Here is a 19,359-nt window from a genome sequence, read left to right on the forward strand (position 1 = left end):
CCTCAGTGCGCGCCGCGCGGGCCGGAGCCCGTGCGCGCGCCGATTTTTTGTTCGAGTCGCTCGACCCGCTTTTCGACCCGCGCGAGCGCATCGCGCGCCCGCGCCAGTTCGGCGTCGAAGCCGCCGAGCACCGTGCGTCGGACGACTTGCGGGTTCTCGTCGAGCAAGTACTCGGCGACGGAATCGAGCACGTTGCGGCCGGTGCGGCGCGCGCGCGCGCCGGCGTCGCGCACGACCGTCGCGATCCGGTACGCCGCCGCGTCGCCGACCAGCTTCGCGAGATCTTCCTCAGGTTCCCAGCGCAGGTGCTCGGCCAGCTTCGCGATCTGGGTCGCGAACTCGGCGTCGCCCTCGATCTTCACGTGCTTCATCACGGCCGCCTGGCCGCCCTGCAGGAATGCGGCGACCGTGTCGCCCGCGAGCGCGATCGACACGTCGACGTGTTGCGCATCATGCGCTTCCACCGCGGACAGGTAGCCGTCGGGCTGCACGAGCAGCGTGAGCGTGACGGGCGGCACGTCGAGCCGGGCGGTCTTGCCCGCGTAGGGGATCAGGCGATCGCGCGCCCACGATTCGCGCGCGAGCAGGTGATTGACAGCAGCAGCAAAAGGCTTGGCGGCAAAGGTCATCGGGCTGGGAAAGAAAAAACCCGCGCAGGCCGGGCGCCCACGCGGGTTTCTATTGTAACGTCGGATCGTCGGCAGCCCGCGGCCAACCGCACACCCGGGCGGCAAGCGGTCGCAGTGCGGCGGCCGTCGCCCGGGCAGCCGGCAAGCCGGCCGCCGGTCACGCTCAGTGCGCGTTGATCTGCTGGATACCCGCGAGCAGCCAGCCCTGGCCGCCCGACTTCGACAGGTTCCACACCTCGTCGAACGGCGCCGCCGACGCATTCGCCGATTCGCGGATCAGCCCGTGGAAGCGCACGCTCGCCGACTGCTCGATGCCGCGATCCTCGATCGCGACCAGTTCCGCGTCGAGCTGCACGACATCGGTCTGGTTCGCCTCGTTGCCGCGCGAATCGAGGTCGATCTTGATCTCGGCGAACATTTCCGGCGTCGTGAACTCGCGGATGTCGGCCAGGTTGCCCTGGTCCCACGCCGCCTGCAGGCGCACGAAGTAGACCTTCGCGCTGCGCAGGAACGCTTCGGTGTCGAAGCCGGCCGGCACCTGCAGCGGTGCGGCCGCCATCGCGCCCGCCGCGCCCGCGGCCGCTGCGCCGCCGCCGAACACGCCCTGCGCTTCGTTCGCATAGCTGCTGCCGCTGCCGGCATAGTTGCTGCCGGTGCTGCCTTGCTGGAACGACGGGCTCTGCGAGTAGCCGCCCGACGACGAGGCCGAGCCGCCCACCGAGTACGCCGGTTCCTGCGGGCGGCGACGGTTCATGAACTTGCGGATCAGCCAGATGCCGACCATCGCCAGCAGCGCGATCACGATGACGTTCGCCATCATGCTCGCGAACGCGCCGCCGAGGCCGAAGTGCGACAGCAGTGCCGCGATGCCGAGGCCGGCCGCGAGACCTGCGATCGGCCCGAGCCAGCGCGAGCGGTTCGGCTGCGCGGCCGGTGCCGGTGCGGCCGGGTTCGCGCGCTGCGCCTGCGCCGGCGCGGCCTGCTGCATCGGCTGCTGCGCGGGCGGCGTGGCCTGGCGCTGCGTGACGGTGGAACTCTGGCGGCCGATGCTGCGCCCGCCGCCCATACGTCTGGCTTCGGCGTCGAGCGATGCGAACGTGCCGGCCGTGAGCAGGCCGACCATCAGCAGCGTGCCGACCCGTCGAGCCCACGGCTTCGACGGCTTGCTACGGTTGAACAACGAACGCGATTCGGACATCAGCTTCTCCAGATGTAAGGCGAATGTATGGGAAGAACCCCTTAGTACTTGGTTCCTAGGTGTAAAGCTACCACGCCACCTGACAAATTGTAATATTTGACGGCGTCGAGGCCCGCTTGTTCCATCATCGTCTTCAGCGTGTCCTGATCGGGGTGCATCCGGATAGATTCAGCAAGATACCGATAACTTTCAGCATCTTTCGCGAACTTGTCGCCAAGCCACGGTAATACTTTGAAAGAATACAGATCGTACGCTTTTTTCAGCGGATCCCAGACTTTCGAGAATTCCAGCACCATCACGCGGCCGCCCGGCTTCGCGACGCGGCGCATCTCGGCCAGCGCCGCATCCTTGTGCGTCATGTTGCGCAGCCCGAACGCGACCGTGACCACATCGAAGTAGTTGTCCGGAAAGGGGATTTTCTCGGCGTCGCACAGCAGCGACGGCGTCACGATGCCCTTGTCGAGCAGCCGGTCGCGGCCCACGCGCAGCATCGATTCGTTGATGTCGGTGTGCCAGACCTCGCCGGTCGGCCCGGCCGCCTTCGCGAACGCCTTGGTCAGGTCGCCGGTGCCGGCCGCGATATCGAGCACCTTGAAGCCGGGGCGCACGTTCGCCTGCGCGATCGTGAACGCCTTCCACGCGCGGTGCATGCCGGCCGACATCAGGTCGTTCATCAGATCGTAGTTGCTCGCGACCGAATGGAACACGCCCGCCACTTTCTTCGCTTTTTCGGTTTCCTCGACGCTTTCGAAGCCGAAGTGGGTTTTGCTCATCGCGTTGATCCTCAGTAAATGGCAAGACGGCGCCGAGCGGGCGCCGTCGATTTCAGTGGCAGTGGCCGTGCGGCGCGGGGGCCGCCGGCATCGGCGCGTCGCGCTCGACGCCCGCCGCCTGCAGTTTGTCGAAATAGTCGCGCCACAGCGCGTCCTGCTGCGTCGCCAGTTCGTACAGCAGATCCCACGAGTAGATGCCGGTCGAATGACCGTCGGAGAACGTCGGCTGCAGCGCGTAGTTGCCCACGCCCTCGAGCGCGGTGATCGTCACCTCGCGCTTGCCGGTCTGCAGCGTCTCCTGGCCCGGCCCGTGGCCGCGCACCTCGGCCGACGGCGAATAGACGCGCATCAGCTCGAACGGAATCCGGTAATTTTCGCCGTTCGGGTACTGCAATTCGAGCACGCGCGACACCGCGTGCACGACGACGCCGGACGGAATCGGCGTCGTGGAAGTCAAACCGCTCATGGCTGCCTCGAATCGGTCATGCGTTGAATTTCCTCGCGCACCGCATTGTGCAGCAGCGAGGCCTGCGCCGCGCGCGTGCGCAGCAGCGCCTCGGACACGCTGCGCTGGCGCGGCGCCCAGACGGGCTGCGGAAAATGGGCGTCGTTGGAGAAGCGCGGGATCACGTGCCAGTGCACGTGCGGCACCATGTTGCCGAGGCTCGCGAGATTCACCTTGTTCGGCTGCATCACGCGGCGCACGGCGCGCTCCACCGCATACACCACGCGCATCAGATGTGCCCGCTCGGGCTCGCCGAGATCGGAAAACTCGGCCACGTGCGTGCCCCAGATCACCCGGCAGAAGCCAGGGTAATCGTGCTCGCCCGTCGCGAGCACGACGCGCAGCGCATCGTCCTGCCAGAGCACCTCGCCGCCGTCTTCACGGCAAAACACGCATTCCATCGTCGCTCCCATGTGGACGGGCGCCGGCGCATCTGCGCCGGCGCCCGCTCATTCCTGGCCCGCCCGGGCGGTCGTCATGCCCGCATTAGACCAGCACGCGCTCGATCCCGCCATTGTTCGCGTGTGCGACATAGTCGGCCATCCAGTTCTCGCCGAGCACCTGGCGCGCGATCTCGACCACGATGTAGTCGGCCTCGAGGTTCGCATCCTCGTTGTAGCGCGACAGGCCCTGCAGGCACGACGGGCAGCTCGTCAGGATCTTCACGTCCGGGCCGTTCGCGCTCGCGGCGGCCGGCGCCGGCGCGTTGCCGGCCACGACCGGGATGCTGCGCAGCTTCGCGGCGCCCTTGCGGATTTCCTCTTCCTTGCGGAAGCGGACCTGGGTGGAGATGTCCGGACGCGTGACCGCCAGCGTGCCCGATTCACCGCAGCAGCGCTCGTTCTTCTCGATCTTGTAGCCGTCCTTCTCCGCGCCCATCAGCTCGTTGACGAGCTTCACCGGGTCCATCGTCTTGATCGGCGTGTGGCACGGGTCGTGATACATGTAGCGCGTGCCCGTCACGCCGTCGAGCTTCATCCCCTTCTCGAGCAGGAACTCGTGGATGTCGATGATCCGGCAGCCCGGGAAGATCTTGTCGAATTCGTAGCCTGCGAGCTGGTCGTAGCAGGTGCCGCACGACACGACCACCGTCTTGATGTCGAGGTAGTTCAGCGTGTTCGCGACCCGGTGGAACAGCACGCGGTTGTCGGTGACGATCTTCTCGGCCTTGTCGTACTGGCCCGAGCCGCGCTGCGGATAACCGCAGCACAGGTAGCCCGGCGGCAGCACGGTCTGCACGCCCGCTTCCCACAGCATCGCCTGCGTCGCGAGGCCGACCTGCGAGAACAGGCGCTCGGAGCCGCAGCCCGGGAAGTAGAACACCGCTTCCGAATCGACGGTCGTCGACTTCGGGTTGCGGATGATCGGCACGATCTTGTTGTCCTCGATGTCGAGCAGCGCGCGCGCCGTCTTCTTCGGCAGGTTGCCCGGCATCTTCTTGTTGACGAAGTGGATCACCTGCTCGACCACGGGCGGCTTGCCGACCGTCGCCGGCGGGTGCTGCGTCTGCTTCGTCACGACCTTCTTCAGCATGTCGTTCGCGAAGCGCTGCACCTTGTAGCCGACGCCCATCATCACGCCGCGCGCGGCGTTGATCGTCTGCGGATTGGTCGCGTTCAGGAAGAACATGCCCGCCGCATTGCCGGCGTTGAACTTCTTCTTGCCCATCTTGCGCAACAGGTTGCGCATGTTCATCGTGACGTCGCCGAAGTCGATCTTCACCGGGCACGGCGTCGCGCACTTGTGGCACACCGTGCAGTGGTCGGCCACGTCGTTGAACTCGTCCCAGTGCTTGATCGACACGCCGCGGCGCGTCTGCTCCTCGTACAGGAACGCCTCGACCAGCAGCGAGGTCGCGAGGATCTTGTTGCGCGGGCTGTACAGCAGGTTCGCGCGCGGCACGTGGGTCGCGCACACCGGCTTGCACTTGCCGCAGCGCAGGCAGTCCTTCACCGAATCGGCGATCGCGCCGATGTCGGACTGCTGCATGATCAGCGACTCGTAGCCCATCAGCCCGAAGCTGGGCGTGTACGCGTTGCGCAGGTCGGCGCCGTCGAGCAGCTTGCCCTTGTTGAAGCGGCCGTTCGGGTCGACGCGCTGCTTGTACGCGCGGAATTCGGCGATCTCGTCGTCGGTCAGGAACTCGAGCTTCGTGATGCCGATCCCGTGTTCGCCGGAGATCACGCCGTCGAGCGAACGTGCGAGCGTCATGATGCGTGCGACCGCCGCGTGCGCGTCCTGCAGCATCTCGTAGTTGTCGGAGTTGACCGGGATATTGGTGTGGACGTTGCCGTCGCCCGCGTGCATGTGCAGCGCGACGAACACGCGACCGCGCAGCACCTGCTTGTGGATCGCCTGCGCTTCGTCGAGGATCTGCTTGAACGCGCCGCCGTTGAAGATCGCGCGCAGTTCCGCGCGAATCTCCTGCTTCCACGAGATGCGGACCGTGCGGTCCTGCGTGACGTGGAACACGGTCGCGCCCGGCTGCTCGTCCGCGCGATCGGCAAACTTCTCGGCAAGCGCCTCGTAGCCGAGCTGCACCAGGTAGTGCTGCGCCTCGCGCAACGGCTGGTCGAGCCGGTCGCGCACGAATTCCCAGCGCGCACGCACGCGCTTGAGCAACTCCAGCGCCTGCTGCACGCGATCCTCGAGCAGTTCGGCGCTCGGGATCTCGTTCGCGTCGTCGGTCTTGCCGAGCGGCAGGTTGCCGGCGCGGAAGAACGCTTCGAGCGCATCGACCAGCTGCAGCTTGTTCTTCAGCGACAGCTCGATGTTGATCCGCTCGATGCCGTCGGTGTACTCACCCATCCGGTTCAGCGGAATCACGACGTCTTCGTTGATCTTGAACGCGTTGGTGTGCTTCGCGATCGCGGCCGTGCGGCTGCGGTCGAGCCAGAAGCGCTTGCGCGCCTCCGCGCTGATCGCGACGAAGCCTTCGCCGCTCTTGCCGTTCGCCATCCGGATCACTTCGGACGTCGCGTGCGCGACCGCGTCGGCGTCATCGCCGACGATGTCGCCGATCAGCACCATCTTGGGGAATGCGTTGCGCTTGCTCTTGGTCGCATAGCCGACCGCGCGCAGGTAGCGCTCGTCGAGGTGCTCGAGGCCCGCGAGGATCGCGCCGCCCTGCTTCGACGTCTCGAACAGGTAGTCCTTGATCTCGACGATGCTCGGGATCGCCTCGCGCGCCTGGCCGAAGAATTCGAGACAGACGGTGCGCGTGTGCGCGGGCATCTTGTGCAGCACCCAGCGCGCGGACGTGATCAGCCCGTCGCAGCCTTCCTTCTGCACGCCCGGCAGGCCGGCGAGGAACTTGTCGGTCACGTCCTTGCCGAGGCCTTCCTTGCGGAACCGGCGGCCTTCGATCTCGAGCATCTCGGTCTTCAGCAGTTTCTCGCCCGGCGCATACGCGCCGTCGAACCACTTCAGCTCGAACCGCGCGACCGCGATGTCGTGGATCTTGCCCTGGTTGTGCTCGTGGCGCGTGACTTCGAGCCAGTTGCCGTCCGGGTCGACCATCCGCCACCAGGCCAGGTTGTCGAGCGCGGTGCCCCACAGCACGGCCTTCTTGCCGCCGGCGTTCATCGCGACGTTGCCGCCGATGCACGATGCGTCGAGCGAGGTCGGGTCGACCGCGAACACGTAGCCGGCCGCCTCCGCCGCTTCCGTCACGCGGCGCGTGACGACGCCCGCGCCGGAGAAGATCGTCGGCACCTTGTGCGCGACGCCCGGCAGTTCGGTGAGTTCGACCGCGCCGAGCTGTTCGAGCTTCTCGGTGTTGATTACCGCGGAGAACGGCGTGAGCGGCACCGCGCCGCCCGTGTAGCCGGTGCCGCCGCCACGCGGGATCACGGTCAGGCCAAGCTCGAAGCAGGCCTTGATCAGGCCCGCGATCTCGGCTTCGGTATCGGGGGTCAGCACGACGAACGGGTATTCGACGCGCCAGTCGGTCGCGTCGGTCACGTGCGACACGCGCGACAGCCCGTCGAAACGGATGTTGTCCTTCTGCGTGCAGCGGCCGAGCGCCTTGGTCGCGCGGCGGCGCAGGTCGGCCATCTTGTCGAATTCGTCGGCGAACTCGTCGACCGCGCGCTGCGCGGCGGCCTCGAGCATCTCGACGCGCTCGGCGCGTTCACGGCCCGCGTCGTCGTGGTGCGCGCTCAGGTCGGCGCGGCGGCGCTTGCCGATCTCGGTCAGGCGGTGGTTCAGCGCCTCGATCAGCAGCGCGCGGCGCTTCGGGTTGTCGAGCAGGTCGTCCTGCAGGTACGGGTTGCGGCGCACGACCCAGATATCGCCGAGCACCTCATACAGCATCCGTGCCGAGCGGCCCGTGCGGCGTTCGGCGCGCAGTTCGTCGAGCACCGACCACGCCTCCGCGCCGAGCAGGCGGATCACGATCTCGCGGTCGGAGAAGGACGTGTAGTTGTAGGGAATCTCGCGCAGACGGGGCGCGGGGTCGGCGGCGACGGCGGCGGCCGCGCCATGCGGATCGAAAACTTGTGGTGCGTTCATGTTCGGACGACTCGGAGGGCCGATACACCGTGCAGGGGCGTCGGCAAGCGCGTGGGCGCAATCTTGGGGAAATCTGTTCTGTTGCCAGGCGTGCGACTAACTCGCATGGGGCCGGAACGGGACTGAACTCACCGTTCCCGACGGGTGGGGCCTGGCGGCACTCGGAGCCATCAGCACGATCGCGCGCGGCGCGCATGCCGCTCCGCCGCGGGGCTGGCTGCGCGCCGCGTCGGCTTCAACGGGGCGATCCGAGGGTGCCTCTGCATCTTCCGATCCTTGATTCAAAACGGAATTCTAACCCATGATCGGGCCACGCGTGACACGCCGGACAGGTCGTGGGGCTATCGCCGCAAGCCGCGCCGGGCTTGGCTCGGCACGTTTTCGCGCCGGAATTCGCCGTCCGTCCGGTCGGTAACCATGCGGTTAAACCGGTAAAAGGGGACGCCTCATGCGGCCAACACGCCCGCCGGCGCGGTTCCGCGACCGTGCGCCCGGCATGCCGCTTGCGTGCGGACCGACCCTTGGCGCTATCATTGATCTTTTACCGTCTGCTTCCGCACTGCACGCGAGCGCCCATGGCATCCCACGATTACCTGAAGAAAATCCTCACCGCGCGCGTCTACGACGTCGCGCTCGAGACGGAACTCGAACCCGCCCGCAACCTGTCGGCCCGGCTGCACAACCCTGTTTACCTGAAGCGCGAGGACAACCAGCCGGTGTTCTCGTTCAAGCTGCGCGGCGCGTACAACAAGATGGCGCACATTCCGGCCGACGCGCTCGCGCGCGGCGTGATCACGGCATCGGCCGGCAATCATGCGCAGGGCGTCGCGTTCTCGGCGGCCCGGATGGGCGTGAAGGCCGTGATCGTCGTGCCGGTCACGACGCCGCAGGTGAAAGTCGATGCGGTACGCGCGCACGGCGGCCCGAGCGTCGAGGTGATCCAGGCGGGCGAGTCGTACAGCGATGCATACGCGCACGCGGTCAAGGTGCAGGCGGAGCGCGACCTCACGTTCGTCCACCCGTTCGACGATCCGTACGTGATCGCCGGCCAGGGCACGATCGCGATGGAAATCCTGCGTCAGCACCAGGGTCCGATTCACGCGATCTTCGTGCCGATCGGCGGCGGCGGGCTCGCGTCCGGCGTGGCGGCCTACGTCAAGGCGGTGCGGCCGGAGATCAAGGTGTTCGGCGTGCAGGCCGAGGATTCGTGCGCGATGGCGCAGTCGCTGCAGAAGGGCGAGCGCGTCGAACTGAGCGAGGTCGGCCTGTTCGCGGACGGCACGGCGGTAAAGCTCGTCGGCGAGGAAACCTTCCGGCTGTGCCGCGAATTCCTCGACGGCGTGCTGACGGTCGACACCGACGCGCTGTGTGCGGCGATCAAGGACGTGTTCCAGGACACGCGCAGCGTGCTCGAGCCGTCCGGCGCGCTCGCGGTCGCCGGCGCGAAACAGTATGCGGAACGCGAAGGCATCGAGAACCAGACGCTCGTCGCGGTCACGTCCGGCGCGAACATGAACTTCGACCGGATGCGCTTCGTCGCCGAACGCGCGGAAGTGGGCGAGGCGCGCGAAGCCGTGTTCGCCGTCACGATCCCCGAGGAGCGCGGCAGCTTCAAGCGCTTCTGCTCGCTCGTCGGCGATCGCAACGTGACCGAGTTCAATTACCGGATCGCCGATGCGCAGTCCGCGCACATTTTCGTCGGCGTGCAGATCAAGCGGCGCGGCGAGTCGGAGGAGATCGCCGCGAACTTCGAGTCGCACGGCTTCAAGACCGTCGACCTCACGCACGACGAGCTGTCGAAGGAGCATATCCGCTACATGGTGGGCGGCCGCTCGCCGCTCGCGCTCGAAGAGCGCCTGTTCCGCTTCGAATTCCCGGAACGGCCGGGCGCGCTGATGAAGTTCCTGTCGTCGATGGCGCCGGACTGGAACATCAGCCTGTTCCACTACCGCAACCAGGGCGCGGACTACAGCTCGATCCTCGTCGGGCTGCAGGTGCCGCAGGCCGATCGCGCCGAGTTCGAACGCTTCCTCGCGGCGCTCGGCTATCCGTATGTCGAAGAGAGCGCCAATCCCGCGTACCGCCTCTTCCTGTCGTAAAGGCTTCGTGCAATGAATCCCGAACATTCCCCGCTCGGCAAGGCGACCGTCTACGCAGCGCAGTACGACGCGTCGCTGCTGTTCCCGATCCCGCGCGCCGGGGCGCGCGAGCAGCTCGGCATCACGTCGGCGCTGCCGTTCTTCGGCACCGACATCTGGAACGCGTACGAACTGTCGTGGCTCAACGCGCGCGGCAAGCCGCAGCTCGCGGTCGCGACGTTCTACGTGCCGGCCGAATCGCCGAACATCGTCGAATCGAAGTCGTTCAAGCTGTACCTCGGCTCGTTCGCGCAATCGAAGTTCGACTCGCTCGACGCGGTGCGCGACGTGCTGAAGCGCGACGTGTCGGCCGCGTGCGGCGCGAGCGTGTCGGTGCAGCTGGTGTCGCCGCACGATTTCGGCAAGCTCGAGATGGAGGAGCTCGACGGGCTGTCGCTCGATCGGCTCGACCTCGACACCGACGTGTACGAACCCGATCCGTCGCTGCTGTCGGCCGCCGACGCCGAGGACGAAGCGCCGGTCGAGGAAACGCTCGTGTCCGACCTGCTGCGTTCGAACTGCCCGGTCACCGGCCAGCCAGACTGGGGCAGCGTGCAGATTCACTACGTCGGGCCGCAGATCGATCATGCAGGGCTGCTGCGCTACATCATCTCGTTCCGCAATCACACGGGCTTTCACGAGCAGTGCGTCGAGCGGATCTTCCTCGACATCCTGCATGCGTGCAAACCGGTGAAGCTCGCGGTGTATGCGCGCTACACGCGGCGCGGCGGGCTCGACATCAATCCGTTCCGCACGAATTACAACCAGCCGATGCCGGACAACGCGCGGACGGCGCGGCAGTGAATCGGTGAATGAGTGGCGTTGGCGGGCATTCGCGGCCCGCCAACATCGCCTGCTTGCGGGACAAGCACCTCTCTAATTCGGTGCGAACACGTCGGCTCGGCAACCACGCGCCGTTCCTCACGATTTCGACCGCCCCTGGCCCGACAATGGGTACTGCCGCGCGGGGCGCCCCCTTATCGAACAGCGTGCCCGCAAACGCACCGTGACTCAGCAACGGCGCCCACATCAGAATTGCGATCCGAATCACCATTGCACCCTCGCCGCCTCCCACAACACGATCCTGATCCCCGTTCTTTGAAATCCGGTCCGACACGCGTGGAGACCCGGCCTTTCACTGCATTGCGGCCAATCGCGCAGCGTTCCATTTTCTTTCTACGGCTGCACGATGCAGCATCGCGAGCGTAATCGATTCCCGCTTGAAGTCGTGGGGCTTTCGTCGCACCCACCGCTGGAATAGCGAATAGAGCAACCCCTCGCCTTCCATCAAAAAATACCGGTGGAAATCGAAATCGCCGGTGTCGACGGCAAATCGCTCAAAAAAATGCCCCATGAAGTCGTTGGCTTCGTCACCGGTCTGCCCAAGGTCTTCCCAGAGCCGAGTGCCGGCGGAGAGCGGCTTCGATGGACCGAGCCCGACCTCTGACCTGACAAAGGCTTCGATCTCGTCCCAACGCACGTTTTCCATCAGAACACCTTATCCTCAGGTTTGACGAGGCTGTTGTACCTTGAGACCGTGCCATGAACGATCCCGAACACGTCGCGCGCCAGCAGCGCCCAACCCACGCCCGGAACGGCGCGCCCGACGAATACGCTGAGCTTCCGGGTCAGGATGATCCGAAATGACTTGATGCTTTGAAGCGTGACGGTTGGCAAAACCTTCCTGTTCAGCTGGTAGCGAAAAATCGAACGCGCCATCACGGATGCGACGGACGTTCCTTTCGTCGCACCGCCGAATTTTTGCCGCGTCGGCAAAACGGGCCAGCCAGCTAGAATCAGGACCACTGCTTCGACATCGTCGATCCCGATCCGTGCGCACGTCTCTTCCACGGCAACGAAAAAGAAAAGTTCGGCGGGCGTGAGATCCGAATGAACGCCATAGCGGTATGTAGTGCTCGTCATGATTCGATTTCACGAAATCGTTGATTGGAATGACGACCATACCCAGCGATCCACCCAATTTGCTCTATCGAGATTCATCGACGCCGCTGGCGTATTGCGCGTCCATTACCGGAGCCGCCCGCCAGACGCGGCATATCGAGTCACGCTCGAGTCACAAGGATTTCATTCAGAGTGCAAAAATTCGGCGCTACTCAGGTCGCTCATGATTGCGTTCCCCACCGAATTATTGCGCTTGCCAGAAGACAAGTGCTCCCGATACCAACCGCCCGCGACACTTCTATTCCGCCAAAACGCAACGAGGCCGGCGCATGTTACTGCGCCGGCCCTGTGACACGACAATTCGCCCGCCCGCGTTACTTCACCGGCGGCTTGTAAGCGATGCAATCGACCTCGACCTTGCAATCGATGACCATGCTCGACTGCACGCACGCGCGTGCCGGCGGATGCTCGCCGAAGTACGACACGAACACCTTGTTGAACGACGCGAAATCGCGTGCGTCGTCGAGCCACACGCCGCAGCGCACGACGTGCTCGAGGCCGTAGCCGGCTTCCTTCAGGATCGCGATCACGTTCTCGATCGTCTGCTTCGACTGCGTGACGATCCCGCCTTCGACGACCTCGCCGTTCACCATCGGCGTCTGGCCCGACACGTACAGCCAGCCGTCGGCCTCGACCGCGCGTGCAAACGGCATCACCTGCCCGCCGGTACCCTTCGCTTCGCCCACGCCATATCGCTTCATCGTTTCACTCCTGGTTGGTCGACCGGCCTCGGCGCGCAAGCGCCGGCGCCGGTCCCATGCAACACACGGTTGCGGATGCGCGCGCCGGCATGGCGCACGCGGCAAATCGGATCAGAACCGCGTTTAGAACGCGGCGTCGGCACTCGCCGCCACGCGCTCGCCGCGCGCGACGAAACCGCCGGCGCGCTCGCCGGTCGGCTGGCCGTTCTCGTAGGTCAGCACGCCGTTCACCCACACCGCGTCGATCCCGTGCGCGGGCTGTTGCGGCTTCTCGAACGTCGCGGCGTCGATCACGCGCGCCGGATCGAACAGCACGAGATCCGCGTGGTAGCCGACGTGCACTTCGCCGCGCCGCGCGATCCCGTAGCGGCGCGCGGACAGCGACGTCATCTTGCGGATCGCCTCCTCGAGCGGCAGCAGGTTCGTGTCGCGCACGTAATGGCCGAGCACGCGCGGGAACGCGCCCCACAGCCGCGGATGCGGCAGCGGATCGTTCGGCAGGCCATCCGAGCCGACCATCGTCGCCGGATGCGACAGGATGCGGCGCACGTCGTCCTCGGACATGTTGTGGTACACGGCGCCGGCCGGGCGGATCCGCTGCGCGGCCTCCTGCTCGGTCACGCCCCAGTCGGCCGCGATCGCCTTCAGCAGCTTGCCGGCGACTTCCGGATGCGGCTCCGACCACGTGATCGTGATGTCGATGTCGCCCGTCACCTGCTTCAGGTCGAGCGTCGACGAACTGCGGCTGTACGGATAGCAGTCGCAGCCGACCGGCTGGTAGCGGCGCGCGCCTTCGAGCGACGCGAGCACCTCGGTGCTGCGCCCCCAGTTCGACGGGCCTGCGCACTTCAGGTGCGAGATCACGACCGGCACCTGCGCGTGACGGCCGACGCGGTACGCCTCGTCCATCGCGTCGAGGATCGCGTCGAATTCGGTGCGCATGTGCGTCGTGTAGAGCGCGCCCGCGTTCGCGAGCGGCTCGGCGAGCGCCATCACTTCCTCGGCCGGCGCCGCGAACGCGGAGCCGTACGCAAGGCCCGACGACAGACCGAGCGCGCCGTTCGCGAGCGCTTCCTCGAGTTGCGTGCGCATCCCGGCGATCTCGCCGTCGGTCGCCGCGCGGTCGAGGCGGTCCATCTGGTTGTTGCGCAGCGCGGTGTGCCCGACGAGCGCCGCGACGTTCACGGCCGGACGCGCGTCGTTCACCGCCGCGACGTACTCAGCGAAGGTCGGATAGCGGAACGCGTCGCGATCGCCGAGCAGGTTCATCGGGTCGGGCGGATCGCCCGCGAGCGTCACCGGCGACGCGCTGATCCCGCAGTTGCCGACGATCACGGTCGTCACGCCCTGCGAGATCTTCGGCAGCATCTGCGGCGCGCGGATCACGTGCGTGTCGTCGTGCGTGTGGACGTCGACGAAGCCCGGCGCGAGCGCGCGGCCGTTCGCATCGACGACGGTCTCGGCGAGCCAGTTCGACAGGTTGCCGATCGCCGCGATCACGCCGTTGCGGATCGCGACGTCGCGCGTGACGGGCGGTGCGCCCGTGCCGTCGTACAGCTGCGCGCCGACGATCAGCGTATCGGCGGCTTCGGGATGCGAATGCATGGTCAGTCTCCTACCGGTTGACGGTCTCCGCCGCCGCGGTGCGCATCGAGCGCATGCTTGATGCGGCGCAGCGATTCTCGGCCCGCATCGCCGAGCCGCAGCGCGACTCCGGTGACGAGCACGTCGATCGCCATCATCATCGCGTAGCGCGATGTCGAAGGCTTGTAGATGAAATCGGTTTCGAACGCGACGACCGGGATCAGGTGGTCGGCGAGCTTCGCGAGCGGCGAAGCCGGCGCGGTGATCGCGATCAGCTTCGCGCCGTAGCGCTTCGCGAGGCGGCAGCTCTCGAGCAGCTCGGGCACGCGCCCGCTCACCGACAGCGCGACGACCACGGTGTCGCGCGACAGCGTCGCCGATACCATCCGCTGCAGCAGGCTGTCCTGGTAGCTCGCGACCGGCCGCCCGAAGCGCACGAGCCGGAAGCGCAGTTCGTCGGCGAGCGCGGTCGAGCCGCCGCCCTGCCCGTACACGTAGACCATCTTCGCGCCGGCGAGCAGATCGGCCGCGGCATCGAACGACGTGTTGCGCAGCAGCTGGTGGTTGTGCGCGAGCGCGACGCGGATCTCGTCGTAGACGACCGATGCCGGGCTCGCGTCCGCTTCCGCAGGCTCGCCGGACGGCACGAGAAAGCGCTGGCCGACCGCCGCCGCCTGCGCGACGAGCACCTTCAGTTCGCGCACGTCGCGGCAGCCGACGGCCTTCGCGAACCGCGTGACCGTCGCGACGCTGACCTCCGCGTCGCGCGCGAGCGCGCCGATGCTCGCATGCGCGGCGCGCGCGAGATCGGCGAGGATGAATGCCGCGACCTTGCGTTCGGCCTCGCGCAGCTCGGGCGCGCATTCGGCGATCCGCGCGACGATGTCGAGGACCGGCTGGGCAACCGGTTGCTCGGCGGTGAACGGAACGGACGGAGTGGCGGACGAATTCATCTGCTGAAAAGGGTGTGGCGCTTTATGTTACTAAATAACATCACCGCGCCGATGCTACTTTCTGTACCATCTGCATGTCAACTTCAATGCAATGCATAGTGATGATGGAGCGGGATGACATGAAAGTTACAAACTATCAGGAACCGACAATCAATCCGTTGGGCAAGGGCCTCGGCAACCTGCCGAGCGCGAGCGTGCCGCTCGACGACGCAGGCCGCCTCGAGTGGAACCTGCTCGCGGAAGACGTCAGCCTGCCGGCAGCGGTGCTGTACGAGGATCGCATCGAACACAATCTGAACTGGATGCAGGCGTTCGTCCAGCAGTACGGCGCGCAGTTCGCGCCGCACGGCAAGACGACGATGGCGCCGCAACTGTTTCGCCGCCAGCTCGCCGCCGGCGCCTGGGGCATCACGCTCGCGACCGCGCACCAGACGCAGGCCGCGTATCACGGCGGCGTGCGCCGCGTGCTGCTCGCGAACCAGCTGGTCGGCCGCCAGAACATGACGATCATCGCGGGGCTACTGTCCGATCCCGACTTCGAGTTCTTCTGCCTCGTCGATTCGGCCGACAGCGTCGACCAGCTCGGCCGCTTCTTCGGCGAAGCGAAGAAAACGCTGAACGTGCTGATCGAGCTCGGCGTGCCGGGCGGCCGCGCGGGCGTGCGCGACGCCGCGCAGCGCACCGCCGTGCTCGACGCGATCGCGCGCTATCCGGACACGCTGAAGCTGGCCGGCATCGAACTCTACGAAGGCGTGCTGAAGGAGGAAGGCGAGATCCGCGCGTTCCTGCAGGACGCGGTCGCGTTCACGCGCGAGCTGGCCGAAGCCGGCCGCTTCGCGCGCACGCCGGCGATCCTGTCGGGTGCCGGGTCGGCGTGGTACGACGTGGTCGCGGAGGAATTCGCGAAGGCGTCCGATGACGGTTTCGCGGAAGTCGTGCTGCGTCCGGGCTGCTACCTGACGCACGACGTCGGCATCTACAAGAAGGCGCAGACCGACGTGTTCGCGCGCAACCCGATCGCCCGCAGGATGGGCGAAGGGCTGCTGCCGGCGCTGCAGCTGTGGGCGTACGTGCAATCGGTGCCGGAAGCCGACCGCGCGATCATCGCGCTCGGCAAGCGCGACGCGGCGTTCGACGCGGGCCTGCCCGAGCCGGCGCGCCACTTCCGCCCGGGTCGCGACAGCGCGCCGCGCGACGTCGCCGCGAGCGAAGGCTGGGCCGTCACCGGGATGATGGACCAGCACGCGTACCTGCAGATCCCGCCGGGCGCGGACGTGAAGGTCGGCGACATGGTCGCGTTCGATATCTCGCATCCGTGCCTGACGTTCGACAAGTGGCGCCAGCTGCTCGTGCTCGATCCGCAGTTCCGCGTGACTGAAGTCGTCGAAACCTTCTTCTGACGCCTGGCGCGCCATCGCGCCGCCTCGCCGCCCCACCGCCGCGCGGGGCGGCCGTCACGCGCGCTTCAATCTGCCGGAGTACACTGCGCTTTCGTCCTCGGGGCTGCTTCGCCGCCGCAGCGCATGCCTGCCGCGCCCGGCGCGAACGGCCCCTCAACGCTGTTCAATGGAGAAAGCCATGGCCGCGAAGAAGATCCTGTTCCTGACCGGTGATTTCGCCGAAGACTACGAAACGATGGTGCCGTTCCAGGCGCTGCAGGCCGTCGGCCATCACGTCGATGCAGTCTGCCCGGGCAAGCGCGCGGGCGACAAGGTCAAGACCGCGATCCACGATTTCGAGGGCGACCAGACCTACACCGAGAAGCCCGGCCACAACTTCACGCTGAACGCGACGTTCGACGACGTCGATGCGGCGGGCTACGACGCGCTCGCGATCGCGGGCGGCCGCGCGCCGGAATACCTGCGTCTCGATGCGAAGGTGATCGCGCTGGTGCGCGCGTTCGCCGAAGCCGGCAAGCCGATCGCCGCGATCTGCCATGCGGCGCAGCTGCTCGCGGCCGCCGACGTGATCCGCGGCAAGCGCATCTCGGCCTACCCGGCCTGCGCGCCCGAAGTGAAGCTCGCGGGCGGCGAATATGCGGACATCCCGGTCGACGCGGCCGTGACCGACGCGCCGTTCGTCACCGCGCCCGCGTGGCCCGCGCATCCGGCATGGCTCGCGCAGTTCCTCGCGCTGCTCGGCACGCGCATCGAGCTGTGAACGAAGTGGAATGAATTGAAGTGAAATGCCGGCCGGCGGCGGGTTCGTGCAGCCCGCATGCCGCGCCGATCAAGACCGGCCGACGGGGCGCATCCCGTCGCGCCGCTTCCGCCCCGCCCTTCAGTGCGATGCCGGCGTCGAGCCGACATCCGCAATCCGCGACTCCAGCATCGCCAGCGCGCCCGACAAGGCGGTCAGCACGTCGTCCGGCAGTTGCGCCATCGTCTGGTCGAGGAACGCCTTGCGGCGCGGCAGGCACGCGTCGAACGCGGCGCGGCCCTCGGCGGTCAGCGTGACGTTGGTCACGCGGTTGTCGCGCGCATCGGACGCGCGCTCGATCCAGCCGAGCGCGTCGAGCGACTTCAACTGGCGCGTGAGCGCGCCCGGATCGATGCGCAGCACCTCGACGAGCTTCTTCTGCGACGAATGCCCGTCCATCGTGTGCAGCGCGACCATGATGCGCCAGCGCGGCATCGGCTGCCCGACGTGCGTTTCGAACGCGGTCATGAACGCGCGATACGTGCGTCCGAATTGCTGCAAGATCGCGACGCGGTCCTGTTCTTCCATGCGCTGATGCCTACTCGTTCAATCGGTGAATCGTTCAATCGGCCGCGACATGCGGCTCGATCTTGTGCCGCAGCGCGATCGGCGGCACGCGGCGGGACTGCCACACCGACACCACGGCGACGACGGCCGCCATCGCGACCCCCAGGTGAATCGCGCCGACCAGCGATTCGCGGGCCGTTTCCAGCAGCAGCGCGCCATTATGCCCGGCGCGGGTCAGCTCCGCGACCAGACCGCCTTGCGCGGCACGGTCGATCAGGATCTGCGGATCGGCGAGCTGCGCGTGCCACTGCAGCGCGTGCTCGCCCGACAGCGCGTCGCGCACGCCGCTCGAATACATCTGGTTGACCAGCGTGCCCGTGAGCGCGGTGCCGATCATCCCGCCGACCATCCGCAGCGACTGCAGCAGCGCGGTCGCGATGCCGAGGTGCTCGCGGCCGGCCGTCTGCTGCGCGAACACGGTGAGGTTCGGCAGCACGAAGCCGAGGCCGATGCCGCCCGCGACCATCAGCGCCATCAGCATCCAGGTCGGCGTCGTGTGCGTCGACACGACGATGCCCGCGCACGCGATCGCGAACAGCACGAAACCGACGTGCAGCATTGCGTTCGGATTGCGGATGCGCGTGACGACGCGGCCGTTCATGATGCTGCCGATCGTGATGAACACGACGAGCGGCGTGATCACGAGCCCCGCCGCCTTCGGCGACATCCCGAAGCCGCCCTGGAACAGCAGCGGCGCGTAGAACAAGAGCGAGAACATCGAGAAGCCAGCCAGGATCGCGAGCACGAACAGCGCCGACAGCGCGCGGTTGCCGAACATGTCGAACGGCAGAATCGGCTGCGCGCAGCGCTTTTCCCAATGCCACAAGCCGATGCCGGCGCCGACCGCGACGACCAGCAGCAGCGAGGCCCAGCTCATCACGCCGTACTTCGGCAGCCATTCGACGAACAGCTGCAGCGCACCGAGCGAGACCGCGATCAGCAGCGCGCCGGGCCAGTCGAGCCGCATCTTGCGGTCGTGCTCGACGTGCCGCAGGTGCGGCAGGTAGCGCCACACGAAGAACAGCGACAGCAGGCCGACCGGCAGGTTGACGTAGAACACCGAGCGCCAGCCGAACGACTGGGTCAGGATCCCGCCGAGCGACGGCCCGACCGCGTTCGCGATGCCGAACGCGGAGCTCATCAGCACCTGCCAGCGCAACCGCACGACGGAATCGGGGAACAAATCGGGAATGCACGCGAACGCGGTACCGACCAGCATCCCGCCGCCGATCCCCTGCAGGCCGCGGGCGAGCACCAGGAACAACATGTCGTTGGCCATCCCGCACAGCACCGACGCGCCGGTGAACACGACGATCGACGCGATCACGAACCACTTGCGGCCGTAGTAGTCGCCGAGGCGGCCGAAGATCGGCACGGTGATCACGGAACTGAGCAGGTACGAGGTCGCGACCCACGCGTACAGGTCGAAACCCCTCAACTCGGCGACGATGGTCGGCAACGCGGTGCCGACGACCGTCTGGTCGAGCGCGACGAGCATGGTGACGAACGAGATGCCGATCATCGCCAGCAGCGATTCGCGGAACGGCAGGACTTGCCCGCTCGAATGGTGGGCGGCAGTATGGACAGCCATTTTTTGTTGATGCAACTTTTGATGAGTCAAACAATCTCAAAATTCTA

General features: G+C 66.8%; 17 protein-coding genes and 1 pseudogene. 5 read left to right on the plus strand and 13 right to left on the minus strand.

Going from position 1 to position 19,359, the window contains the following annotated elements; all coding sequences use genetic code 11:
• Positions 1-2: 2 nt before the first annotated feature.
• The 6 genes from DIE04_RS09685 to DIE04_RS09710 form a co-directional block, all read right to left on the minus strand.
• A complete protein-coding gene (locus DIE04_RS09685; RefSeq protein ID WP_044846836.1) occupies positions 3-629 on the minus strand; it encodes an SCP2 domain-containing protein in 627 nt (208 codons plus the stop codon).
• Between the two features lie 163 nt (positions 630-792).
• On the minus strand, positions 793-1,827 hold the full coding sequence (locus tag DIE04_RS09690) for a Tim44 domain-containing protein (RefSeq protein WP_124521040.1): 1,035 nt from the start codon (positions 1,825-1,827) through the stop codon (positions 793-795).
• A 41-nt stretch (positions 1,828-1,868) separates the two neighbouring features.
• Positions 1,869-2,600 (minus strand): bifunctional demethylmenaquinone methyltransferase/2-methoxy-6-polyprenyl-1,4-benzoquinol methylase UbiE, encoded by a 732-nt coding sequence (gene ubiE / locus DIE04_RS09695; protein WP_044846838.1) that lies wholly within the window; start codon positions 2,598-2,600, stop codon positions 1,869-1,871.
• Between the two features lie 52 nt (positions 2,601-2,652).
• The gene (locus DIE04_RS09700) at positions 2,653-3,066 is read right to left on the minus strand and encodes a gamma-butyrobetaine hydroxylase-like domain-containing protein (protein WP_124488601.1); all 414 of its coding nucleotides are present in this window, start codon (positions 3,064-3,066) and stop codon (positions 2,653-2,655) included.
• Complete coding sequence (locus tag DIE04_RS09705) at positions 3,063-3,506, minus strand: HIT family protein (RefSeq protein WP_044846840.1); 444 nt, start codon at positions 3,504-3,506, stop codon at positions 3,063-3,065. Before DIE04_RS09705 ends, DIE04_RS09700 begins: the two co-directional genes overlap by 4 nt.
• Positions 3,507-3,591: 85 nt before the next feature.
• Positions 3,592-7,617 (minus strand): DUF3683 domain-containing protein, encoded by a 4,026-nt coding sequence (locus DIE04_RS09710; RefSeq protein WP_124521038.1) that lies wholly within the window; start codon positions 7,615-7,617, stop codon positions 3,592-3,594.
• Between DIE04_RS09710 and DIE04_RS30370 the strand changes: the two are divergent.
• From DIE04_RS30370 to queF, 3 genes and pseudogenes are all read left to right on the plus strand, one after another.
• A pseudogene (locus DIE04_RS30370) lies at positions 7,603-8,052 on the plus strand (hypothetical protein). The gene DIE04_RS09710 and the pseudogene DIE04_RS30370 overlap by 15 nt on opposite strands.
• Positions 8,053-8,192: 140 nt before the next feature.
• The gene (gene ilvA / locus DIE04_RS09720) at positions 8,193-9,716 is read left to right on the plus strand and encodes a threonine ammonia-lyase, biosynthetic (RefSeq protein WP_044848605.1); all 1,524 of its coding nucleotides are present in this window, start codon (positions 8,193-8,195) and stop codon (positions 9,714-9,716) included.
• A gap of 12 nt (positions 9,717-9,728) precedes the next feature.
• Complete coding sequence (gene queF / locus DIE04_RS09725; protein WP_044848604.1) at positions 9,729-10,559, plus strand: NADPH-dependent 7-cyano-7-deazaguanine reductase QueF; 831 nt, start codon at positions 9,729-9,731, stop codon at positions 10,557-10,559.
• Between the two features lie 331 nt (positions 10,560-10,890).
• Here the strand turns inward: queF and DIE04_RS09730 are convergent, their stop codons facing one another.
• From DIE04_RS09730 to DIE04_RS09750, 5 genes are all read right to left on the minus strand, one after another.
• Positions 10,891-11,244 (minus strand): DUF1493 family protein, encoded by a 354-nt coding sequence (locus DIE04_RS09730; RefSeq protein WP_124488599.1) that lies wholly within the window; start codon positions 11,242-11,244, stop codon positions 10,891-10,893.
• Complete coding sequence (locus DIE04_RS09735) at positions 11,244-11,678, minus strand: STM2901 family protein (protein WP_124521037.1); 435 nt, start codon at positions 11,676-11,678, stop codon at positions 11,244-11,246. The genes DIE04_RS09730 and DIE04_RS09735 overlap by 1 nt, the downstream gene beginning before the upstream one ends.
• A gap of 353 nt (positions 11,679-12,031) precedes the next feature.
• Positions 12,032-12,418 carry a RidA family protein gene (locus DIE04_RS09740; protein WP_006477830.1) on the minus strand — a complete coding sequence of 129 codons (387 nt, stop codon included), beginning with the start codon at positions 12,416-12,418 and terminating at the stop codon, positions 12,032-12,034.
• Between the two features lie 123 nt (positions 12,419-12,541).
• Entirely contained in the window at positions 12,542-14,023 is a 1,482-nt protein-coding gene (locus tag DIE04_RS09745; protein WP_124521035.1) for an amidohydrolase family protein, read from the minus strand.
• A gap of 2 nt (positions 14,024-14,025) precedes the next feature.
• Entirely contained in the window at positions 14,026-14,955 is a 930-nt protein-coding gene (locus DIE04_RS09750; protein WP_124521034.1) for a MurR/RpiR family transcriptional regulator, read from the minus strand.
• Positions 14,956-15,074: 119 nt separating this feature from the next.
• On the opposite strand from DIE04_RS09750, the gene DIE04_RS09755 reads away from it, so the two are divergent.
• Together DIE04_RS09755 and DIE04_RS09760 are read left to right on the plus strand one after the other, a co-directional pair.
• Entirely contained in the window at positions 15,075-16,355 is a 1,281-nt protein-coding gene (locus DIE04_RS09755) for an amino acid deaminase (protein WP_124521032.1), read from the plus strand.
• Positions 16,356-16,533: 178 nt separating this feature from the next.
• Entirely contained in the window at positions 16,534-17,115 is a 582-nt protein-coding gene (locus tag DIE04_RS09760; protein ID WP_044848600.1) for a DJ-1/PfpI family protein, read from the plus strand.
• Between the two features lie 120 nt (positions 17,116-17,235).
• On the opposite strand, the gene DIE04_RS09765 is transcribed toward DIE04_RS09760, so the two are convergent.
• Complete coding sequence (locus DIE04_RS09765; protein ID WP_124521030.1) at positions 17,236-17,682, minus strand: MarR family winged helix-turn-helix transcriptional regulator; 447 nt, start codon at positions 17,680-17,682, stop codon at positions 17,236-17,238.
• Between the two features lie 34 nt (positions 17,683-17,716).
• A complete protein-coding gene (locus DIE04_RS09770; protein ID WP_124521029.1) occupies positions 17,717-19,312 on the minus strand; it encodes an MDR family MFS transporter in 1,596 nt (531 codons plus the stop codon).
• Positions 19,313-19,359 lie beyond the last annotated feature (47 nt).

Source organism: Burkholderia sp. Bp8994 (assembly GCF_003853805.1).
In the GTDB taxonomy this organism is placed as follows: domain Bacteria; phylum Pseudomonadota; class Gammaproteobacteria; order Burkholderiales; family Burkholderiaceae; genus Burkholderia.